Origin of the sequence: Sulfidibacter corallicola (genome assembly GCF_017498545.1) — a bacterium.
In the GTDB taxonomy this organism is placed as follows: domain Bacteria; phylum Acidobacteriota; class Holophagae; order Acanthopleuribacterales; family Acanthopleuribacteraceae; genus Sulfidibacter; species Sulfidibacter corallicola.
Genome location: NZ_CP071793.1, coordinates 8,335,913 through 8,355,239, shown reverse-complemented (window position 1 = coordinate 8,355,239; position 19,327 = coordinate 8,335,913). Strand labels below are relative to the sequence as shown.

Genomic DNA, 19,327 nt, shown 5'->3' with positions numbered 1-19,327 from the left:
TACGCACAACCACAGTTACGCTCCAAGCATGAAGTACATACCAGCAGCCTCACTACCAAGAAAAGGTAATTCGAACAAGTATGATGTTTTGTGCAAGGTGCTGAAGTAAAACAAGATCGAGTACACTCGCCTGCTCTGGAGCGAACGGTGCGAGCCTTTCTGCGATTTGTCGCAATCCAACAGCGAGTTCCATCACGCCACCAAGAATCTCTTCTCTTGGAATTGACCATTTCAATTTGTTGAAGTCTTATTGGCTCAAAGCTTAACGGAGTGGCGACTTTCTGTAAAGGGGAATTCATGAACGCCAGTTTTTTCGGTTAAAACAAAACAAATAATAATGAATACACTGTTGTGTTTTCGTGCCAAGCTGCGAATAACACGAGAGCCTATAGTCATTAATTTACCGGAAGATAAGCGTAAAAAAGAATGGAAAGGCCAGTTCGCTGGAAGCCCCTGTTACGGGCAACCATCGAGACTGGCCTCAATGCCGGTAACTCCAACGGACAGTGAGCTTTGGGCGCGATCCGAGTTGGTGCGATGGTGCAAATTGCCGGTGGGTTTTTGGCCCAAAACCGTGCAAGGATGCGATTCAACCCTGGCTTTTGGCTTTTTCCTCGAAGAACTGGCGGATGCGTTCCATCATCGGCGCGTGATCCTGGCGCGAGATGACCACCTCGATCAGGAAGGGCTCGCTCGCATCCCAGGCTCGTGCCAGCGCTTCCCGCAGCTCGCCCACCCGTTCGACGCGCTGGCCCGCGCAGCCCTGCGCCTCGGCGATGCCCACGTAGTCCCAACTGGGTAGGGCGAAGTAGTCGCGCGGCCCGTCGATGACCTCCAACAGTTCGTAGTAGCTGTTGTTGAGCACGATGATCACCGGACGCAGTCCACGAGCCTTCATCACCGCCAAATCGTTACCGGTCATCTGAAAGGAACCGTCACCCGTCAGTACCACCGGCCGCTTGTCCGGATCCGCCAGACCCGCGCCCAGGGCGCCCGGTACCGCGAAGCCCATGCTGGCGTAGAAACCCGGTGCCATGAAGGTATCCACCTTCAGCTCCAGGCCCAGGAACCAGGACTCACCCACGTCGGCCAAGACCTGGGTCCCCCCGTCCAGCAGCGCCTGCAGTTCTTCGCCCAGGCTGGCCAGGGTCGCGACATCCCCGGCGGGCCTGACCGGCTTGGCCTGGATCGCTGGTGCGATCGGCGCCACGTCCCGCTCGGCACACTCGGACACCAAGGCCCCCATCACATCGGCGATGTAGTGCTCGGGATAGTGATGGTGCCGCACCCAGACCCCGTGTTTGCAAAGCGAGATGCAGCACTCGGGCGGGATTTCGGCCGTCCCGAAGCCGTTGTTCACATCGCTGTCGATGACGCCGATCTTCACGACACAATCGGCATCGGCAACGATGCGACGCGCCTCGGGATCACCCAGATCGCCCATGAACACCCCGCGGAACAGGGGATGGCGCTCGGGGAACACACTTTTTCCCATGACCGAGGACACCACCGGGACCTGCCAGGCCTCGACCAGGCGGATCACCTCGCGCGCCACCTGGCTACGGCGCAAGCCGACGCCGACCATCACCACCGCGGAACGGGCCGCGCGCACCAGGTCGACGATTTCCCGGGCCGCCTCGTTCAAACCGGCCGCAGAGGGCCCGGTCACCGCCTGCACCACGGGTGACGGGGTTGCCGGCCGTTCCGGCAACGGTGCGAAGGTCATGTCGCTGGGGATTTCCAGGTAGCCGGAACGATGTTCCGACAAAATGGTGCCCAGCACGCGATCGATGTCGTCACGGGCCGTGCTCGGATTGTCCAGGACCGCCGCGGCCGCCGTCACTTCGCGCAGAATCTTCAACTGGCTCTCGTGGGTCTTTACCAGGTGGTGGATTTGGGCCATGTGACGCTGACCGACCCCTGGCGCCGCGCTGATCAGCAGCACGGGCGAATGTTCGGCGTAGGCCATCGCCATCGGATTCACCATGTTCAAGGCGCCGGGTCCATAGGTGGCCACGGCGACCCCCAACCCGCGCAGCCGCGCATAGGCGTCGGCGGCGAACAGGGCGTTGGGCTCGTGGCTGCACACCACCGTGTCCACGCCGGCATCCTGTTGGGCGCGGTAGAGCGGCAAGGCGAAGTCGCCGGGAATGCCGAACGTGTGGATCACCCCGTGTTGTTTCAGACGATTGAATAGATAACCAGCCAGTGTTTCCGAACTCATCCCTCACCTCCATCGACGGCGGACCCCACCGGAGCCGGGTCCTGCGAAATACCGCGCACCTTCCGATCGAACAGGTGATGAAACACCCGTTTTTTCACTTCCAACCGCCACTGCTTGGTCCGAAACGACCAACTGGAGCGCCGGGGACTCAGCCAAGCACATTCTTCGGGCAGCATCACCAGGCTGACGTGTACGTTGGGCGCCAAGCCGATGGGTAGGTTGTGACGCATGCAGGCCTCGTACAGGTGGCGGAAGACCGGAACCATGTCTTCGGTTTTCGGCGGCGGCAAATGCGCCAGGGCGGTTCCCTTCAACGGCCGGAACACACAGACCGTCGGGACCGCGCCGACCGAAGTGATCCGGTCGATCGCCGCAATCGTGGTTTGCGGATCCTCCAACCCGGCGATGATCTCTCCGTTGGTCACCCAGGGCTCGTGCATGTTGACCTTTTTGCCGAGCGCGGCGCAGAAATCCATGGTTTCCAGATAGCGATCAAGCCCGTACGTCGCGCTTTTGCCGGGACAGATCTCGTCGAACCGTTCGCGGTCGTAGAGTTCGAAGCAGAAGGACACCCGGTTGACGCCCAACTCGCGCAGCCGCCGATAGCGTTCCAAATCCGAGTGCGGCGGCGTCTGAACCCCCACCAGCAGGCCCGTCTCGCGCTTGACCGCCGTGACCAGGGGTTCGAGCACGTCCAGGTAACCCTCGTCCTCGTGGTGACCGGTGTTGAAATCCACGTAGGTGATGCCCGATTGAAGTTTGGCCATCCTGACCACTTCCAGCACCTCGCGTTGGGTCTTGTCCGAGGCGTCGTCGGCTCCCAGGTTCAGGCCGACCGAACAGAATTTGCACATCTCGCGGTTCTTGCGCGTCCAGAACTCACAGACGTTGGCGGCATAAATCCCGAGGTAGGTGCCCTGAAGCGTGCCGACCCGCGACATCTGCTTGCCGGTGGAGCAGCGCAGGTCGTACCAGGTCGGCCTGGGGGCGATCTCCACGTCGGTGGCCAGGCCGTTTTCGTGGCGAACCTGAAAACGTCCCTTGCGAAAAGTCAGCAGAAAAGGTGACTGGGCACAAAAATCTTCGGCGACGGGTGCATTGGTCCAAAGGTTCCCGGGCAGGACCAGTTCCAATCCGCTGCCCAGGCCGGCTCGAGTGCGTAAAATTCCGCGAGATTCGTGTAATTCCGCAGTGGCGTCCTCATCGATGCGCAAGCCTTCGCAGTAGAGAGCCAGTTTCAAAAGTGCGGGGTTATGGGGAAAATCGCGCGCTGCATCCAGATCCATATACCAGGCCTCCAGAATCGAGTGATGCGGTTCTAGAGGATAACGGCAATTTATCGGCCAAAAAGGCGAGCCCGCGAAGAGATCGGCGGAGGAGACGACAAGCGGAAGGAGCCGAGCCCGGCAATAGGAACGAAGATCGAGGCCGTGGCGCCGTCGCCAAAAATAGGGTGACCGCGCGAAAACGCAAGAGGGTCAACGGTTGTAGCTGAAATAAATACATTTTCGTTGACATTGAGACGGCGTCTCAATAACAATAGCTCCGTCGCAATGTGACGCCCACTTTTTTCGCCTCATTGGCGAAGTGCACTCTATTGATAATTTATCTTTATTTTGCACTTTTTTCTGGAGTTTTTGCATGTCTATCTTGCCCTTGGAGCGTAAGTTTTCAAAATTTTCACTCCGCCCTTACCGGCAACGCCTCGTTTCACTCGCACTTTGCGGATTTTGCGCCCTCACGCCGCTTTCGGCCCAAGCACCCAAAGCCGACTCGGTCACCGAGTCTACCAGCGCCACCGCCCTCTGGCCCGCCTCCCTGGCCGCATCCATCGCGCGCCCCGAACTGGTCGCCTGGCTGGCCGCGGAGGCTGAAGTCGATGCAGACGAGCGCGGCACCTCCGAGGACTCGCCCATGACCCAGGCCGATAGCGAGCCCTCCATTCAGGAACGGATCGTGGTCAAAGGTGAAAAAACCGAGCGCACCCTCTCCGAAACGCTTTCCAGCGTGCGCGTGGCCACCGACCAAGAGATGAAAAAAGCCGACATTCGCGACATGTACGCCCTCCTCAACCGCACCGCGAACGTCACCAGCCGCTACGGCGACAACGGGTTCACCATTCGCGGTATCGACGCGGTCGACGTGTCCGGCGGCGGCTTCAACGGCCTGGCCTCGGTCTACGTGGACGGCTCCGTCCTGGGTCGCCGCACCATCGAAGGCGGCACCCTGAGCACCTGGGACCTGGAGCAGGTGGAAGTCTTCCGCGGTCCGCAATCTACGACCCAGGGTCGCAACGCCCTGGCCGGCAGCATCTTCCTGCGCTCCAAACAACCCCAGTTCCAAATGGACGGAGCCCTGAAGGTTGCCGGCGGCGAAGCGGGACAGAACCAGTTGGCCTTCGCCCACGGGGACGCCCTGATCGATGGACGCCTCGCCTATCGCGTCTCGGCGGACGTGCGCGAGGCCGAAGGCTTCGTGACCAACCCGCAGATCGACACCGACGCCGACAGCCACGAAACCGCCACCTACCGCGCCAAACTGCTGTTCGTGCCCGATTCGGATCGCGACCTCAACTTCCTGCTGACGCTGACCCACGGTAAGGCCGACAAGGGCTGGGACAGCCAGCGCTCGGATGTGGCGGATCCCTTCGAAGACCGCATCGCCCCCTTCGACATCGAAACCTACAACGATTACAGTACCGACATCGCCACCCTCGAAATCGGGTACGGCTGGTCCGATCGCTGGCGCCTGTCTTCGGTCACCTCGGTCAACCAAGGCAACTACGAAGCACAGTTCGACAACGACCTGAGCGCCCAGGACCTCGGCTCCACCGTTCGCGAGCTGGAAACCACCAACATCACCCAGGACCTGCGTTTCCACTTCGAGGGTGACCGCACCAAGGCCCTGATCGGGGTATATGGCGCCTCGCTGGACGACGACGACGGTTACCAGGGTCGGGTCGTGCTGCCTTCGGCCGCGCTGGGCATTCCCGAGTTCCTGCTGCCCTTCTACCCCGAGCTGATTCAGGCCAGCACCGGCAACACCAACCTGGCCGAGACCCGCAACTTCGCGGTGTACACCGACTTCAGCCATGATTTCGACGATCGGTGGACCTTGGTCGGTGGATTCCGTTACGACCGCGAAACGTTCGACCTGGAGTTGAACAACAGCGCCGGCCTGATTTCCACCCTGCCGAATCCCGCCGACTTCGGGGCACCGCCCTATCCGGTCGGTCTGGCCGAAGGTATCGCCCAGGTCAACGCATTGGTCAGCGGCCAAATCGCGCAGGCTAACGGCGAGGGTGTCGGTGACACCGACTTCGACGCCTTCCTGCCCAAACTCGGCATTCAATATCGAAACGAAAACGGATGGAACGCGGCTTTCACCATACAGCGGGGCTACCGCGCCGGAGGCGTTTCGGTCAACGCGGTACGCGCCACCGCCGACGCGTACGATCCGGAATACACCTGGAACTACGAGGCTTCCTTCCGCGCCAACCTGCTCGACAACCAACTCCTGCTGAGCGCCAACACCTTCTACACCGACTGGACCGACCAGCAGATCACGGTGGCGCTGTCCGCCAACAACTTCGACACGACCGTCATCAACGCCGGCGAGTCCCGTCTCTACGGCGCCGAGCTGGAATTGCGCGGCAAGATCGACCGCAACTGGGACATCTACGCCGGCGCGGGCTACACCAACACGCGCTTCGAGTCCTTCGTCACGCCCGACGGCCGCGATTACACCGGTAATCGCTTCCCCGGCGCGGCCGAGTGGACGATCACGGCCGGCAGCGCCTACCAACACGCGTCCGGCTTCCTGGTCCAGGGCGACGTGAACTACCTGGGCGACAGCTACCGCAACCCGGACAACGGCGAAATCGGCATCCAGGACGCACGCACGCTGGTCAACACCCGCATCGGGTACAACCACAAGCACTGGGGCCTGTTCGTCTATGCCCGCAACCTGCTGGACGAGGAGTACGTGACCGTGGGGCTGGTGCGCGAAGGCGCCCTGTTCAGCCTCGGCGACCCGCGTACCGTCGGCGCCAACCTCCAGGTGAACTGGTAACCGCGGCCGGCGTGAGGAGGCGATCATGATCGAACCCATCACCAGTTGGCCGTTGACCTTGGCCATCCACACAGCCGCCATGCTCCTCTGGTTCCGCGCCCGAGGCCTCTGGCCGATCGACAGCGAACCACCTCGCGCCCACCTCCCGCTCGTGATCGCGGCGTCCCTCGCGGCGATCGCGGCCGCGACGGGCTGGGTTCTCATGTTGGGTTTGGGACCCGGATTGGTGACGGCGCTCTGGGCGACATCCTTGATCGGTACCGCACTGATCGTCACCGCCAAGGTCGCGCCGGACTGGATGCCCACCTGGGTCCTGGCCTGTGTTCTCGCCGGAGGTATGCATGTCGTCTTCATCTAAGGTTTCGCGTCCCTGGGGACAGATCAGCGCCGGCCTGGTCGGCGGCCTGCTGCTGGCGCTCGCCGTGGGGGTCACCTTTTCGATCTACTGGCCCTCCGAGCCCTTCGACCGCATGTTCCTGGGCGCCCTGCTCTTCCCCTTGATCTGGATCGCCGCCATGCTCTATGCATTCACGGCCGACAGCGGCAAGCGGGCATGGTTGACGATCGGCATCCTCTCGCTGGTGTTCACCGCGTTTGACGCGCTCGGCCTCTATCTCCACCAAGCAGCCTGACGCCGAAACCTTCCCCACTCGCCACGACACCCACACCCATCACTTCGATACAGTCCGCCTGTTCGCGCCCAATCCATCCCCCCCCCCAGCCCACCAATGGTGAACAGGCTGGGTGCCTCACTCGCATCTCCAATCCCGTGCCCCCTCACGGTTGCCCTGACCTCACGGAGCTGACATGCAGCAGCGTACCCGAAAAATCATGTATGAGACCCACGCCTGGGCCGGACTCATTCTGGGCATCTTTCTTTTCGTCATCTGTTTTTCGGGATCGGTGTCCCTGTTCGTCGGTGAACTGGCCACTTGGGAACACCCCGAGCTGCGTCGATCCTGGAACCCAGCCCCGTTCAGCCTCGAGTCTCGCTTGCAGGATGCGCGCGCCGCGGGCTTCAACTACCCGAACCTGTTCGTGCGCATGCCCAACCCGGCCCGGCCCTATCTCCATTTGATGCACTTCAGCGACGGCGAGCACTACGAACTGCGCCTCGACCCTCACGACGGATCCGTCCTTCCCAAAACCCACGCCGAGATCGCCGAATTTCTGGGTCATCTGCACACCGATCTCCACCTGCCCTACCCGTTCGGCCGCTACCTGATCGGGTTTTCCGGCATTTTCCTGTTGCTGCTGATGGTCACCGGCATCGTCATCCACCGCAAACGATGGGCGGAACTATTTTTGACCCGCCGCCCCAAAACGCGCCGCATGTGGCTGACCGATCTCCACAAGCTACTAGGAACCTGGAGCTTACCGTTCATCACCGTCATCGCGTTCACTGGTGCGATCTTGGGCCTGCTCGGTTTTCTGGGTGGATTCATGGCCCTCGCCTCCTACGATGGCGACGTTGCGGCGGCCACCGCGGCCTTCACGGGACCCGCCGCCCAGAAGCAGGACAAGCCAGGCCGGATGTTGTCGCTGGATGCGCTGCGCGATCGCGCGTTGCAGGAGCAACCGAAGTTGCAGATCCAGTACGTGGAAATCAGCGAGTACGGCGATCAAGGCGCTCATGTGGAGTTCAGCGGCCCGGTCCGCGGCACGCTCACCTTCCAAAACACCTTCATCTACAACCTACACAGCGGCGCCGAAGTGCACCGGGTCGATTGGTTGGCCGGCGGGCTCTGGAGCCGCCTCTTCGGCATGGTCACGCCCCTCCATTTCGCCAGTTTCGGCGGTACGGCCATGAAATGGCTCTACTTCTTCCTGGGCCTGGGCATGACGCTGCTCTCCGCCACCGGAACCATGATCTGGTTGGAGAAACGCCTCAACCAGCGCCGCAAGGCCGCCGCACCGGCGAGCACCGAGCGATTCGCGCGAGTGGCACTGGGTATTTGCGGCGGGCTTCCGGCGGCCACGATCGCCCTGTTCTGGGTCCACCGGCTGTACCCGCGGGCCGATGACCACGACCTGGTCGGCGCCCCTCTGGTTTTCTGGCTGGTTTGGCTGGCACTCACCCTGGTCGCCTGCTTCGGTCCGCCGCCAAAGGCGCTGGCCCGCCCGCTGCTGCTCGGCTCGGGACTGGCGGCCGCGGCCGTACCCGTCCTCAACGGTCTGACCACCGGGCACTTCTTCTGGGACAGTTGGCGCATGAACTGGTTCTACGTGTTCGGCGTCGACGCCACCTTCCTGCTCCTCGGCCTCGGCGCATGTTGGTACGCGCGGCGATTCCACCCGGCACCCGCAGCCAAAACGGAGATGGCGGACTCGATCACCCAACCCCAGGAGAGCTGATCCCACTCGGGGCGGCCCTGTCGGAGACAGCTTCGCGGACACTCGAGCAGACCGCGACCGATCCAACGGGATCGACGCGAAAGGCTCGGCCTCGAACAAATTGATATCGAGTCTCAATTACAAACTTACCCCTCCCACAACCACCAACCACACACGGCAGCTCCCCACGACCTGCCCCCCACTTTTCGATCATCGAGGTTTCCATGGTTTTGCCCTTTACCGGTAGTGAATATCTGGAGAGTCTTCGCGATGCCCGCGAGGTCTGGATCTACGGCGAACGCATCGAGGACGTCACCACCCACCCGGCATTCGCCACCGCCGCGCGCATGATGGCCCGCATGTACGATGCCCTGCATGACCCGGCCGTTCGCGACGACCTCATCACGCCACTCGACGGCGGTGGCTTCACCCACCGCTTCTTCAATCCGGCCACCAGCGCCGAAGACCTGATCAAGTCCCGCGACGCCATCGCCGCCTGGGCCAAGATGTCCTACGGCTGGATGGGCCGTTCGCCCGAGTACAAGGCCAGCCTGCTCGCCACCCTCGGCGTCAACGCCGACTTTTACGGAGACTACGCCGACAACGCCCGAGCCTGGTTCCAAAAGGCCCGAGAGCGGGTGTACTTCTTCAACCACGCCATCATCAACCCGCCGGTCGACCGCAACCTGAGCCCCGACGAATCGAGCGACGTCTTTCTCTCGCTCGATCGCGAAACCGACGGCGGCATCATCGTCAGCGGCGCCAAGGCGGTGGCCACCGGCTCGGCCCTGACCCACTACAACTTCATCGGCCAAACCAGTCAGGTCACCAACGAGGACCTGGCGCTGACCTTCATCGTGCCGATCCACGCGCCCGGGGTGAAGTTGATCTGCCGCCCCTCCTACCCCATGTCCGCCCTGAAAAACGGCACGCCCTTCGACTATCCGCTCTCCAGCCGCTTCGACGAAAACGACTCGGTACTGGTGCTGGACCAGGTCTTCGTACCCTGGGAAGACGTGTTCATCTATCGCGACACGGCCAAGACCAAATCGTTCATGGGCCGCTCGGGCTTCGTCCCGAACTCCTGTTTCCAAGCCTGCACCCGTCTGGCCGTGAAGCTGGACTTCCTGACGGGCCTGTTGGTCAAAGGGGTCGAAGCCACCGGCAGCCTGGACTTCCGCGGCGTGCGCGCCCAAATCGGCGAAGTCCTGGCCTGGCGCAACACGCTGTGGGCGCTTTCGGACGCCATGGCCCGCAACCCGGAGCCCTGGGTCAACGGCGCGGTGTTACCCAACAGCCGCTACGCCCTGGCCTACCGCGTCATGTCCACCATGGCCTATTCCCGCTACCGCGAAGTGGTGCAGCAGGTCGTGGCCAGCGGCCTGATCTACGTCAACTCCTCGGCCGCCGATTTCCAAAACCCGGAACTGCGTCCCGATCTGGATCGCTATTTCCGCGGTTCGCAGTCCGACGCCGAAGAACGCATGAAAGTCATGAAGCTGTTGTGGGACGCCACCGGTTCGGAATTCGGTGGCCGCCACGAGCTTTACGAGCGCAACTACCTGGGTAGTCACGAGTTCGTCAGACTGGACGCCTTCTTCTCGAGCCTTGGCAACGGCGACTTGAACGACTGTGTCGACATGGTCGAGGACTGCATGGACGAGTACGACCTGAACGGCTGGACGGCTCCGGACCTGGCCGAAGCCCATGCCGCCGCGCAACAAACGCTTGCTTCGGAAACGGCGCAGCAGCCCACCTAACCCGCATTTCCCGCCCTCCAGCGACAACCCCATAGCATCGATGAATGGCCACCCGGTCCGTCTCGGATCGGGCATGGCCGAACTCCGCCCGCCGGTAACCATCCCGATAGGCCTCCCCTATCCCAACCACCCTTTCCCAGGAGCAGATCATGATCAGGGAAGACAGTGAGCTGGACAGCCCGCGCATCGACCACGTCGAGCTCTTCGTGGGCATGGCGAAAATGGTGACCTTCTGGCACACCCGCGCCTTGGGCTTCCGCCTGGCCGCCTATGCCGGACCCGAAACGGGTGTGCACGACCGCGTGTCCTACCTCGTCGAGAAAAACGGAATTCGGCTGGTGATCACCTCGGCCGCCCATCCAAGCGCCTTCGACATCCTCTCGTTCGTGGATCGCCACGGCAACGGCGTCAAACATCTGGCCATCGAGGTCGACGACGTCGATGCCGCCTTCGCCGAAGCCACCGCTCGCGGCGGCATTCCCCTTCGCGAACCGGAGACCCTTCGCGACGAAAACGGCGAGGTGCGCCAGGCCCGACTCAAGTTCCTCGACAGCAACGAGCTGAGCCTCGTCGATCGCAGTGAGTACGAGGGCCTCTTCGCCCCCGGTTTCCAACCGATGGATGAATCCGATGAGCCGACCGAAGCGACGTTCGGTTCCAGCCTGTCAAACATCGACCACATCGCCTTCGGCATCTATCCCAACGAAATGTCGCGCTGGACAAGCTACATCACCGACCTCTTCGGCGGCACCCTGATCCAGAAATGGGACGACGACGAGGGTGTCGGCTCCGAGTACTCGGGCATGCGACTGGCCGTGTGGCGCGCCGCCAATCACGGCATCACCGGTGTCTTCGTCGAACCGGTCAAGAGCAAACGTCCATCGCAGGTCCAAGAGTACCTGGAAGCGTTCCACGGCTCGGGTGTGCAACACATCGCCTTCGCATGTGACGACATCTTCGAAACGGTGGCCACGATGCGCCGCAACGGGGTGTCCTTCGTCTCGTATCCCGACACCTACTACGCCAATTTACGGCGGCGTGGCCACATCCCGCACGACCTGGTCGACCGCCTGGAAGAGCACCACATCCTGTGCGATCGCCAAGGCAAAGCACTTCTCTTCCAGACTTTTACCAAGCCGTTTGGCGATCGTCCGACCTTCTTTTACGAAATCATTCAGCGCCGCTTCAGCTACGAAGGCTTCGGCCAGGACAACGTCCGGGCTTTGTTCGAAGCCATCGAACAGGACCAAGCCCGTCGCGCCGGCCTGGTGAGCACCTGATCCCCAGCACATCGAGATCCGGGCCGCCCGGTGCGGCCCACCACCCAAGTTTCACGAGGAGAACGGCATGTCGCGTCGCTACCGACTGACCGAACCGCAACGCGGTATCTACTATGGCCTGCAGTGGCAGGGCGAGCCCCAAATCTACTATATTTTGGGAATTTCCCGTATCGAGGGTCCGCTCGACCCGGCCCTGATGGCGCGCGCCATCGACTTGGTGCACCACACCCAGCCCGCGCTGCGCCTGGCCATCGAAGACACGGATGAAGGGCCCCGCCAGCGCATTCGCGATGCGGTGAAGCCCGATTACGCCTACATCGACCTCGGTTCGGTGGACGCCGAAACCGCCGAACGGTACCTGGCGGGGCTCTTGGACGAAGCGCGCCGTCACGAATTCCGGCTCGACCGCGACATGCCGTTCCGCACCCGCCTGATCCGCCTGGGCCCCGAGCGATTCGCCTGGTTTCTGCACGTGCACCACCTCATTTGCGATGCTTGGGGAACCTCCGTCATCTACAACGAGGTCAGCCGCCTCTACCGCGAATTGGCGACCGACCCCAACTACACCGAACCCGAGAACCTGGCCTTTTTCGACTACATCGATTTCGAAGCCCAGTACCTCGAATCGCCGCGCTTCGAAAGCGATCGCACCTACTGGCGCGAAAAGATCGAGGGTTTGGAACCATTTCCCCTGGATCGCGCCTTCCCGCGCCCAAAGCGCGGCTTCAGCTCCCGCCGCGAGGAACGGCGATTGACCCAGTCGCCGGCGATCTACGCCTATTGCGAGCGGCACAAGGTCTCGGTCTACACCTTCTTCGCGGCGTTGATCGGGCTTCACCTGCACCACATCAGCGGCTTGGACCGCCTGGCGCTCGGGGTTTCGGTGCTCAACCGGCCACGCAAGGCCCACAAGGGCGCCGTGGGCATGTTCTCCAACTTCATCCCGCTGATCTTGGACCTGACCGAAAGCGCCACCTTCCCCGAGCTGATCGCCCAGGTCGGCGCCGTCAGCAAACGCGATTTCCGCCACCAGCGGCATCCCATCCACCGCATCCTGACCGCACTGGACATGGTCGAAGCACAGCTTCTCCCGGTTCAGTTCAACTACCAGAACTCACTGTACGATGCCAATTTCGGCCATTTCGCACACGATCCGGTCTGGTACTTCTCCGAGGCCGAAGAGCACGTGTTGACGTTCAACATCAACGACTTTCAGGAAGGCGGCATCCAGTTCAGCCTGGATTACAGCACCGACGTCTTCGACAACATCGACTTGATCTGGGAACGCATGGTCTCGCTCATCGACCAGATCCTCGATGAGACGCAAACCTGCTTGACCGAATACGCTCCCTTGCCCGAACGCGAGCGCGCCCAACTGATGGCCTTCGCCCGTGGCGCGGAACCGGCCCAGTCCGCCCCGCGTCACGTGGTCGACCAGTTCCTGGAAACGACCGACCGTCATGCCGCGCGCGCCGCCCTGGCCTGGTCCGACGGCAGTTGGTCCTATGCCGAACTGCACGCACGGGCCGCCCGTTTCGCCAATGCCATGTCCGCGCGCGGCGTCGTCGCCGGTGACCGCATCGCCCTGCGCCTGCCGCCCGGCCCCGAGGCCGTCGCCGCCATCTGGGGCATCTGGCTGGTTCGCGCGACCTATTTACCGCTGGACCCCGCCATTCCCGCCCAACGCCTGGAAACCATCGTCGCGCAGGCCCAGCCACGCCTGATGATCGGCGGGGACCTCGCGATCAACCAAGGCGTGGCCACCCTGGCGGCTGCCGAACTCGAAGCCCAGCCGATCGAGGTTCCCGTCGAACCGCGATCCCTCGAAGACGACGCCTACCTGATCTTCACTTCGGGCTCGACCGGCACGCCGAAGGCCGTGCGCAACCATCACGCGGCGCTCGCCCATTACACCGATGTCTTTTCCCGCTACGTCGATCTCGAGCCGTCCGATCGGTTCGGCCAACAGGCGGCCCTGACCTTCGACACCAGCCTGGAGGAAATCGTGCCCGTTCTGCTCGCGGGCGGCACGCTTTTCTTCCTCGATCGAAAAGAATTGCTGGATGGCGCCGCGCTGTGGGGAACCATCGAGCGCGAAAAATTGACGCTGCTCTCCACCACTCCGGGGGTGGTCGGCCTTCTCGATGAACAGGCTCCCGACCAGACCTCGCTTCGGGTCCTCATTTCCGGCGGTGACGCGCTGCACCCGGAGCACTATGCGAACCTGACCAGCAAGGTGCGGGTGCTCAACAGCTACGGGCCCACCGAAACCACCGTGTGCGCCACCTACACCGACCTGGGGCGGGACGGCCACGGCCTGGGCCGGCCGCTGCCAGGCGTGTCGGTGTACTTGGTCGACTCACGTCGCCGGCTGGTACCCGTGACGGTCACGGGTGAAATCGCCGTTGCCGGCCGCGGGGTCAGCCGGGGCTACTTGGGCCGGCCCGATCTCACCGAGGAACGCTTCGTTCCCAATCCCTGGGCTCGGGGTGAGCACGATCGCGTGCTGTACCTGACCGGCGACCTGGGCAAATGGGACGAATCCGGACGGCTGCACTTCGCCGGTCGCGCCGACCGCCAGCTCAAACTGCGCGGATACCGCATCGAACCGGGCGAAATCGAAGCCGCCTTGGAAGCCCATCCCGATGTGCGCGCCGCGGCCGTCGTCGCCGAAGTCGACGGAGACGGGGACGCGCACCTGGTCGGCCACCTCTCCGGCGACCGCCATCCCGAAACCGAAACCCTGCGCGATCATCTCGCCGCTTCGCTGCCGGAGTACATGATCCCGTGGCGGTTCGTCCACTACCCAACCCTGCCGCGCAACACCGCGGGCAAGGTCGACTTTCGCGCATTGCGGTCCACCGCCGAAGCTTCCGTTCCCCGCCAGGTCGATCCCCCGGCCACGGATACCGAACGGGATCTCGCCGACATTTGGAGCCAGATCCTGGACCAACCGATCGACAACCGTCGCACCCACTTTTTCCAGGCCGGCGGCCATTCCCTCAAGGCGACCCGACTGGCGCGCGCCATCGAACGCCACTGGAACGTCGCCATGCCTCTGGCCCACCTGTTCGGGAATCCGAATCTCCACGACCAGGCGGCCCTGATCGACCGCGCCGAACCGCGCACGTCGCTGACGATTCCCCTACAGGACGAGGCCGACCACTACCCGATCTCCCACGCCCAGGAACGCCTCTGGCTCCTGCAGTCACGGACGCCGGAGGACACGGCCTACCACATCGCGCTTGTGCTCGACATGCGCGGGCCGCTGGACCGCAACCGGCTCGAAGCGGCAATGCAATGGGCGATCGATCGCCACGACTCGCCGCGCGCCCGATTCGTGCGCCAGGACGGCGAACCCGTGCAACGGATTTCCACCGATCTACGGCTCTCGCTGGGCGGCGGTCCCCTGGACGCCCACAAGCTGGACGCGGCCCTGCGGCGAGACGTCCTGACCCCGTTCGACTTGAGTCGCGGCCCTCTTGTGCGCAGCTCCCTTTGGCAATTGGGACCCGAACACGGGATCTGGGTGCTCGTGTTTCACCATATCGCGGTCGACGCCTGGTCGGTGGACCTGGTACTCGCAGAGGTGGTCTCCCACTACGGTGGCCAATCGAAAGCCCTGTCGGAGCCCTTTCAAGCCAGACACTTCGCGGCTTGGCAACGCGCACCGGAAGGCATCGCGGCCTATGCCGCCGCTCGCGATTTCTGGTTGCAAAAGGCACGAGATCTCCCCCGTCCGCTGGACTTGCCGATTCAGGGTCGCCGCGGCACTTCGCCTCGCCCGGCAGCGCTCCTGACCCGTCGCGTCGATACGGCGCTCGTCACCAGGCTGGATGCTTGGGCCGCACGCCACCAAGCCACGCGGTTCATGGCACTTCACGCCGGCCTGACCCTGTTGCTCCACCACTTCTGCGGCGGCGCCCGCGACATCACCATCGGGTCCCCGATCGCGGGACGCGACCTACCCCAACTGGAGCACAGCGTCGGCTTCTTCGCCAACACCCTGGCCCTGCGCACCCAAGTGGATCCTGCCGAGACGGCCGATGCGTTCCTTTCGCGTTTGGCACGCGAAGACCTCGCCGCTTTCGACCACGCCGCCTATCCCTTCGACCTGCTGGTGGAGGCGCTCAATCCGCCTCACGAAACGGGCCGAACGCAACTCTTCGACGTCATGCTGGTCCTGCTGAACACGCGCGACCACCACGAAGGCCTGAACGGCATCGAAGCCCGGCGCCTGACCGCGCCCGTTCGCCACGCCAAATGCGATTGGCTCTTTTCATTTCGCGAGCAAGGCGGGGAGCTGTTCCTGGACTTCGAGTACGACACGGACCTCTACACCCGGGCTCGCGCAGAGAGCGTGGCCGACCATTATCTGAACCTGCTCGAACGCCTCCCCCGGCGCGGCGACGTCGCGCTTCGCGACCTTCAGCGAACCCGCCATCTCCAGTCGGAAGCCGCCGCACCGACGTCGTGTTCCTACACCAACACGGCGCATCGCTTCGAAACCATGGTCGCGACACACCCCTATCGAATCGCCCTGGAAACGTCCGACCAGGTGTGGACCTACGGTCGCCTCGGCAACGAAGTCCAGGCCTTGGCCGAGCACCTGGCGGGTGCCCACGCCGTGGTGCCCGGCGACGTGGTGGCCGTGGCCACCCGCCGCCCCAGCGAGCGCGTGATCGCGCTGTTGGCGTCGCTGCGCCTTGGCGCCGTGTTCCTGCCGATCGACATCGAGTGGCCCGAGCCGCGCCGCCGCTTCAGCCTGGACGACAGCGGCGCGCGCCTGATCCTGGCCGACAGTCACCTGGACTGGGCCGGATCCGCCGCGGTCGTGCTCCCCAGGCACCGAGCCCAACGGGCCACCTCGGCGCCGCCGCCCTTCGCCGCCGCACCGCGCCACCCCGCCTACCTGCTCTACACTTCCGGCTCCACCGGCCGCCCCAAGGCCGTGCTGCAAACCCACGGCTGCCTGGACCACCTCGTCGACTGGCAACTGGCGTCCCTGCCGACCTGCGGCCGGGTGCTGCAGTTCGCCGCCTTCACCTTCGACGTCTTCCTCCAGGAAACGCTGTTCGCGCTCTGCGGCGGCTCGACGTTGCTCCTTCCCGATCCCGCGCAGCGCGGCGACCTTGCGGCCTTGCGCCGTTTGATCGACGAGCGCACCGTTTCGGTCGCCTTCCTGCCCTACACCGCCCTCAGACACCTCTGCGAAAACGCCCCCGACGGCTGGGGTCACAGCCTCAAGCACCTCATCACGGCAGGTGAAGCGCTGGTCCTGACGGATGGCCTCAAGCAGTGCCTGCGGCGGCGCCCCAAGCTGCAGCTCCACAACCATTACGGGCCCACCGAAACCCACGTGGTCACGGCATTTTCCCTGAGTGCCTCCGCAGCCGAGTTGCCCACCCTGCCACCGATCGGTACGCCGATCGCCCAAACCAGGGCCGAGGTTCGCGACGCCCACGGACAGCCGCTCCCCGACGGCGCCACCGGCGAACTGTGGATCGGCGGGCCCGGCGTCGCCGACGGCTACTGGAACCGGCCCGTCCTGACGGCCGAACGCTTCGTGCCGGAGGAGTTCGCGGAAGGCCCGCGCTGGTATCGCACCGGCGACCTGGTCCACCGCGACGAAAGCGGGGCCTACCACTTCCACGGCCGCATCGACACCCAGGTAAAGGTTCGCGGGTTCCGCGTCGAATGCGGCGAAATCGAACACCACCTGACGGATTGGCCAGGGGTGCGCGACGCCGTGGTGGTCGTGAACGAGGCGGATTGCGAGTTGGCCGCCTGGTTGACCGGCGAGGCGGTGCCCGACGAGGATGCGCTGCGCGGGCATCTGGCCGCGCGGCTGCCGAGTTACATGGTGCCCGCCCACATCTTCGCCGTCACCCGACTGCCGATGACCCATAGCGGCAAGGTGGATCGGGCCGCGCTGGCCGGCGGCAAAGTCGATGCCCTGCCTCTGGGAGCCAACGGGCCCGATGCGACGGCACCCACAGATGAGGATTCCGCCGATCGCCAAAATCGGAGCCCGCATACGGCTACCGAACGGCTCTTGGCCGACTTGTGGCGCCGCACGCTGCACCTCGGCGATCGGCCCCCCGCCCGCGAGGACGATTTCTTCGCGCAGGGCGGCCACAGCATCAGTGCGGGCCGCCTGGCCCTGGCGTTGGAACGGGATCACGGCCTCCAGATCGAACTGCGCTGGATCTTCGATCACCCGCGCCTCTGCGATCTGGCCCGGCATATCGATTTCCACCGCGAAGCGGGCACCTTCTCCCCGATTCCGCCGCGGCCGGTGGAACCCACGGCACCGCTCTCCTCCGCGCAGATGAACATCTGGCTCGCCTGCCAGAACCCGGCCCGCTCACTGGCCTACCACATCCCCGCCGTGTTCCACCTGCGCGGTCCGTTCAACCGCGAAGCTTTCGAACGGTCCTTCGCGGATCTCGTGGTCCGTCACGAGGGCCTGCGAACCCGGTTCATCACTCGGGAGGGCCAGCCGGCACAGGTGGTCGCACCACCGTTCCGGCCCGAATTGACCCTGCTGGACGCGAAACCCGGGGAGGATCCCGCCACGCACGTCCAGGCGTTCCTGGAAATCCCGTTCGATCTGGAACGGGGCCCGCTGTTGCGCGCGGCGCTGATCGTCGATCACCATCGATCGACCCGGGACGCGCCTTGCCACCTGCTCGCCTTCGTGATCCACCACCTGGTCGCCGACGGCTGGTCCCTGGATCTGCTCGTTCGCGAGTGGTTGACCAGCTACGACGCCCGCTGCCTGGGCCACCCCAACCCGTTGATGCCGGCCGCGCTCCACTACGCCGACTTCGCGGTCTGGGAGCGACACCGGGCGACGGGGGAAACGGGAACGGATCGTGATAGAACCACCACCTCAAATCCGACGGTACCGGCTTTGTTCGAGCCGGCCCTGGAACTGGACGCGAATCACCCGTTCACCGGCCAGACCGACCTGTTCCAGTGGTCCCCTTCAACCCTGGCCGAGCTATACCGGCTGGCGCGTCATCACGACGCCACGCCCTACGCGGCATTCGCCGGCACCCTCTTCGCCGCGCTCCACCACTGGACCGGTCGCGAAGATTTGAGCCTGGGCATGCCAAGCGCCGCGCGAATCCATCCCGACACCCGCGACATGATCGGCGTCTTCGTGAAGACCCTGCCCCTCCGTGCCCGGCTCGAACCACAGGACCGATTCGCCGAGCTGCTGGCGCAGGTCCGGGGATCTCTCGTTCGATCCCTGGCGCACCAGGACGAGAAGGACAGCCACATCGCCGACGGCGGTCGTGCGGCCGCACCGATCCAGGTCGTGCTCGTGCTCCAGAACACCGCGGAACAGGACGATCCAGGCTTCCTGGTCCCCGGCATGGAAGTCACACCGGAACCCATCTTCCCGCGCACCAGCCGTCTCGACCTCAGCTTCAACCTGCGCGAAGGGGCCGAGGGCCTGGAGATCCAGGTCGAATATGACCGCCGCCGCTTCAATCCAGAAGATATCGCCCTGTTCATGGGCCGCTGGCACGCGTTGGCCACGGCGGCCGTGGCCGACCCGGACCTCACCATCGCCGAACTGCCCTTCCAAACACCCGAGGAACGGGAACAAGCCGTCGTGCTCGACGTCGATTTCGATTTTTAGGAAC

General features: G+C 63.9%; 9 protein-coding genes. 7 read left to right on the top strand and 2 right to left on the bottom strand.

Annotated features, from left to right (window positions below):
- Window positions 1-589: 589 nt before the first annotated feature.
- On the bottom strand, window positions 590-2,224 hold the full coding sequence (locus tag J3U87_RS25305) for an alpha-keto acid decarboxylase family protein (RefSeq protein WP_237378573.1): 1,635 nt from the start codon (window positions 2,222-2,224) through the stop codon (window positions 590-592).
- The gene (locus tag J3U87_RS25300; protein WP_237378572.1) at window positions 2,221-3,510 is read right to left on the bottom strand and encodes a radical SAM protein; all 1,290 of its coding nucleotides are present in this window, start codon (window positions 3,508-3,510) and stop codon (window positions 2,221-2,223) included. The genes J3U87_RS25305 and J3U87_RS25300 overlap by 4 nt, the downstream gene beginning before the upstream one ends.
- A 355-nt stretch (window positions 3,511-3,865) precedes the next feature.
- Between J3U87_RS25300 and J3U87_RS25295 the strand changes: the two genes are divergently transcribed.
- From J3U87_RS25295 to J3U87_RS25265, 7 genes are all read left to right on the top strand, one after another.
- Window positions 3,866-6,295, top strand: a complete 2,430-nt coding sequence (locus tag J3U87_RS25295; RefSeq protein ID WP_237378571.1) for a TonB-dependent receptor — start codon at window positions 3,866-3,868, stop codon at window positions 6,293-6,295.
- A 25-nt stretch (window positions 6,296-6,320) separates the two neighbouring features.
- Window positions 6,321-6,653, top strand: coding sequence for a hypothetical protein (locus J3U87_RS25290; protein ID WP_237378570.1), 333 nt, complete (start codon window positions 6,321-6,323; stop codon window positions 6,651-6,653).
- Window positions 6,637-6,927 (top strand): hypothetical protein, encoded by a 291-nt coding sequence (locus tag J3U87_RS25285; protein ID WP_237378569.1) that lies wholly within the window; start codon window positions 6,637-6,639, stop codon window positions 6,925-6,927. The genes J3U87_RS25290 and J3U87_RS25285 overlap by 17 nt, the downstream gene beginning before the upstream one ends.
- Window positions 6,928-7,102: 175 nt before the next feature.
- Window positions 7,103-8,650 (top strand): PepSY-associated TM helix domain-containing protein, encoded by a 1,548-nt coding sequence (locus tag J3U87_RS25280; RefSeq protein ID WP_237378568.1) that lies wholly within the window; start codon window positions 7,103-7,105, stop codon window positions 8,648-8,650.
- A 203-nt stretch (window positions 8,651-8,853) separates the two neighbouring features.
- Entirely contained in the window at window positions 8,854-10,389 is a 1,536-nt protein-coding gene (locus J3U87_RS25275; protein ID WP_237378567.1) for a 4-hydroxyphenylacetate 3-hydroxylase family protein, read from the top strand.
- 149 nt (window positions 10,390-10,538) lie between these two features.
- Complete coding sequence (hppD, locus tag J3U87_RS25270) at window positions 10,539-11,669, top strand: 4-hydroxyphenylpyruvate dioxygenase (protein WP_237378566.1); 1,131 nt, start codon at window positions 10,539-10,541, stop codon at window positions 11,667-11,669.
- Window positions 11,670-11,736: 67 nt separating this feature from the next.
- Window positions 11,737-19,323, top strand: a complete 7,587-nt coding sequence (locus tag J3U87_RS25265) for a non-ribosomal peptide synthetase (protein ID WP_237378565.1) — start codon at window positions 11,737-11,739, stop codon at window positions 19,321-19,323.
- The last annotated feature ends 4 nt before the right edge of the window (window positions 19,324-19,327 follow it).

What these genes read in the sequence shown, in the direction of transcription:
- J3U87_RS25305 (WP_237378573.1), bottom strand. Translation starts at nt 2,224, where the DNA reads ATGAGTTCGGAAACACTGGCTGGTTATCTATTCAATCGTCTGAAACAA.
- J3U87_RS25300 (WP_237378572.1), bottom strand. Translation starts at nt 3,510, where the DNA reads ATGGATCTGGATGCAGCGCGCGATTTTCCCCATAACCCCGCACTTTTG.
- J3U87_RS25295 (WP_237378571.1), top strand. Translation starts at nt 3,866, where the DNA reads ATGTCTATCTTGCCCTTGGAGCGTAAGTTTTCAAAATTTTCACTCCGC.
- J3U87_RS25290 (WP_237378570.1), top strand. Translation starts at nt 6,321, where the DNA reads ATGATCGAACCCATCACCAGTTGGCCGTTGACCTTGGCCATCCACACA.
- J3U87_RS25285 (WP_237378569.1), top strand. Translation starts at nt 6,637, where the DNA reads ATGTCGTCTTCATCTAAGGTTTCGCGTCCCTGGGGACAGATCAGCGCC.
- J3U87_RS25280 (WP_237378568.1), top strand. Translation starts at nt 7,103, where the DNA reads ATGCAGCAGCGTACCCGAAAAATCATGTATGAGACCCACGCCTGGGCC.
- J3U87_RS25275 (WP_237378567.1), top strand. Translation starts at nt 8,854, where the DNA reads ATGGTTTTGCCCTTTACCGGTAGTGAATATCTGGAGAGTCTTCGCGAT.
- hppD (WP_237378566.1), top strand. Translation starts at nt 10,539, where the DNA reads ATGATCAGGGAAGACAGTGAGCTGGACAGCCCGCGCATCGACCACGTC.
- J3U87_RS25265 (WP_237378565.1), top strand. Translation starts at nt 11,737, where the DNA reads ATGTCGCGTCGCTACCGACTGACCGAACCGCAACGCGGTATCTACTAT.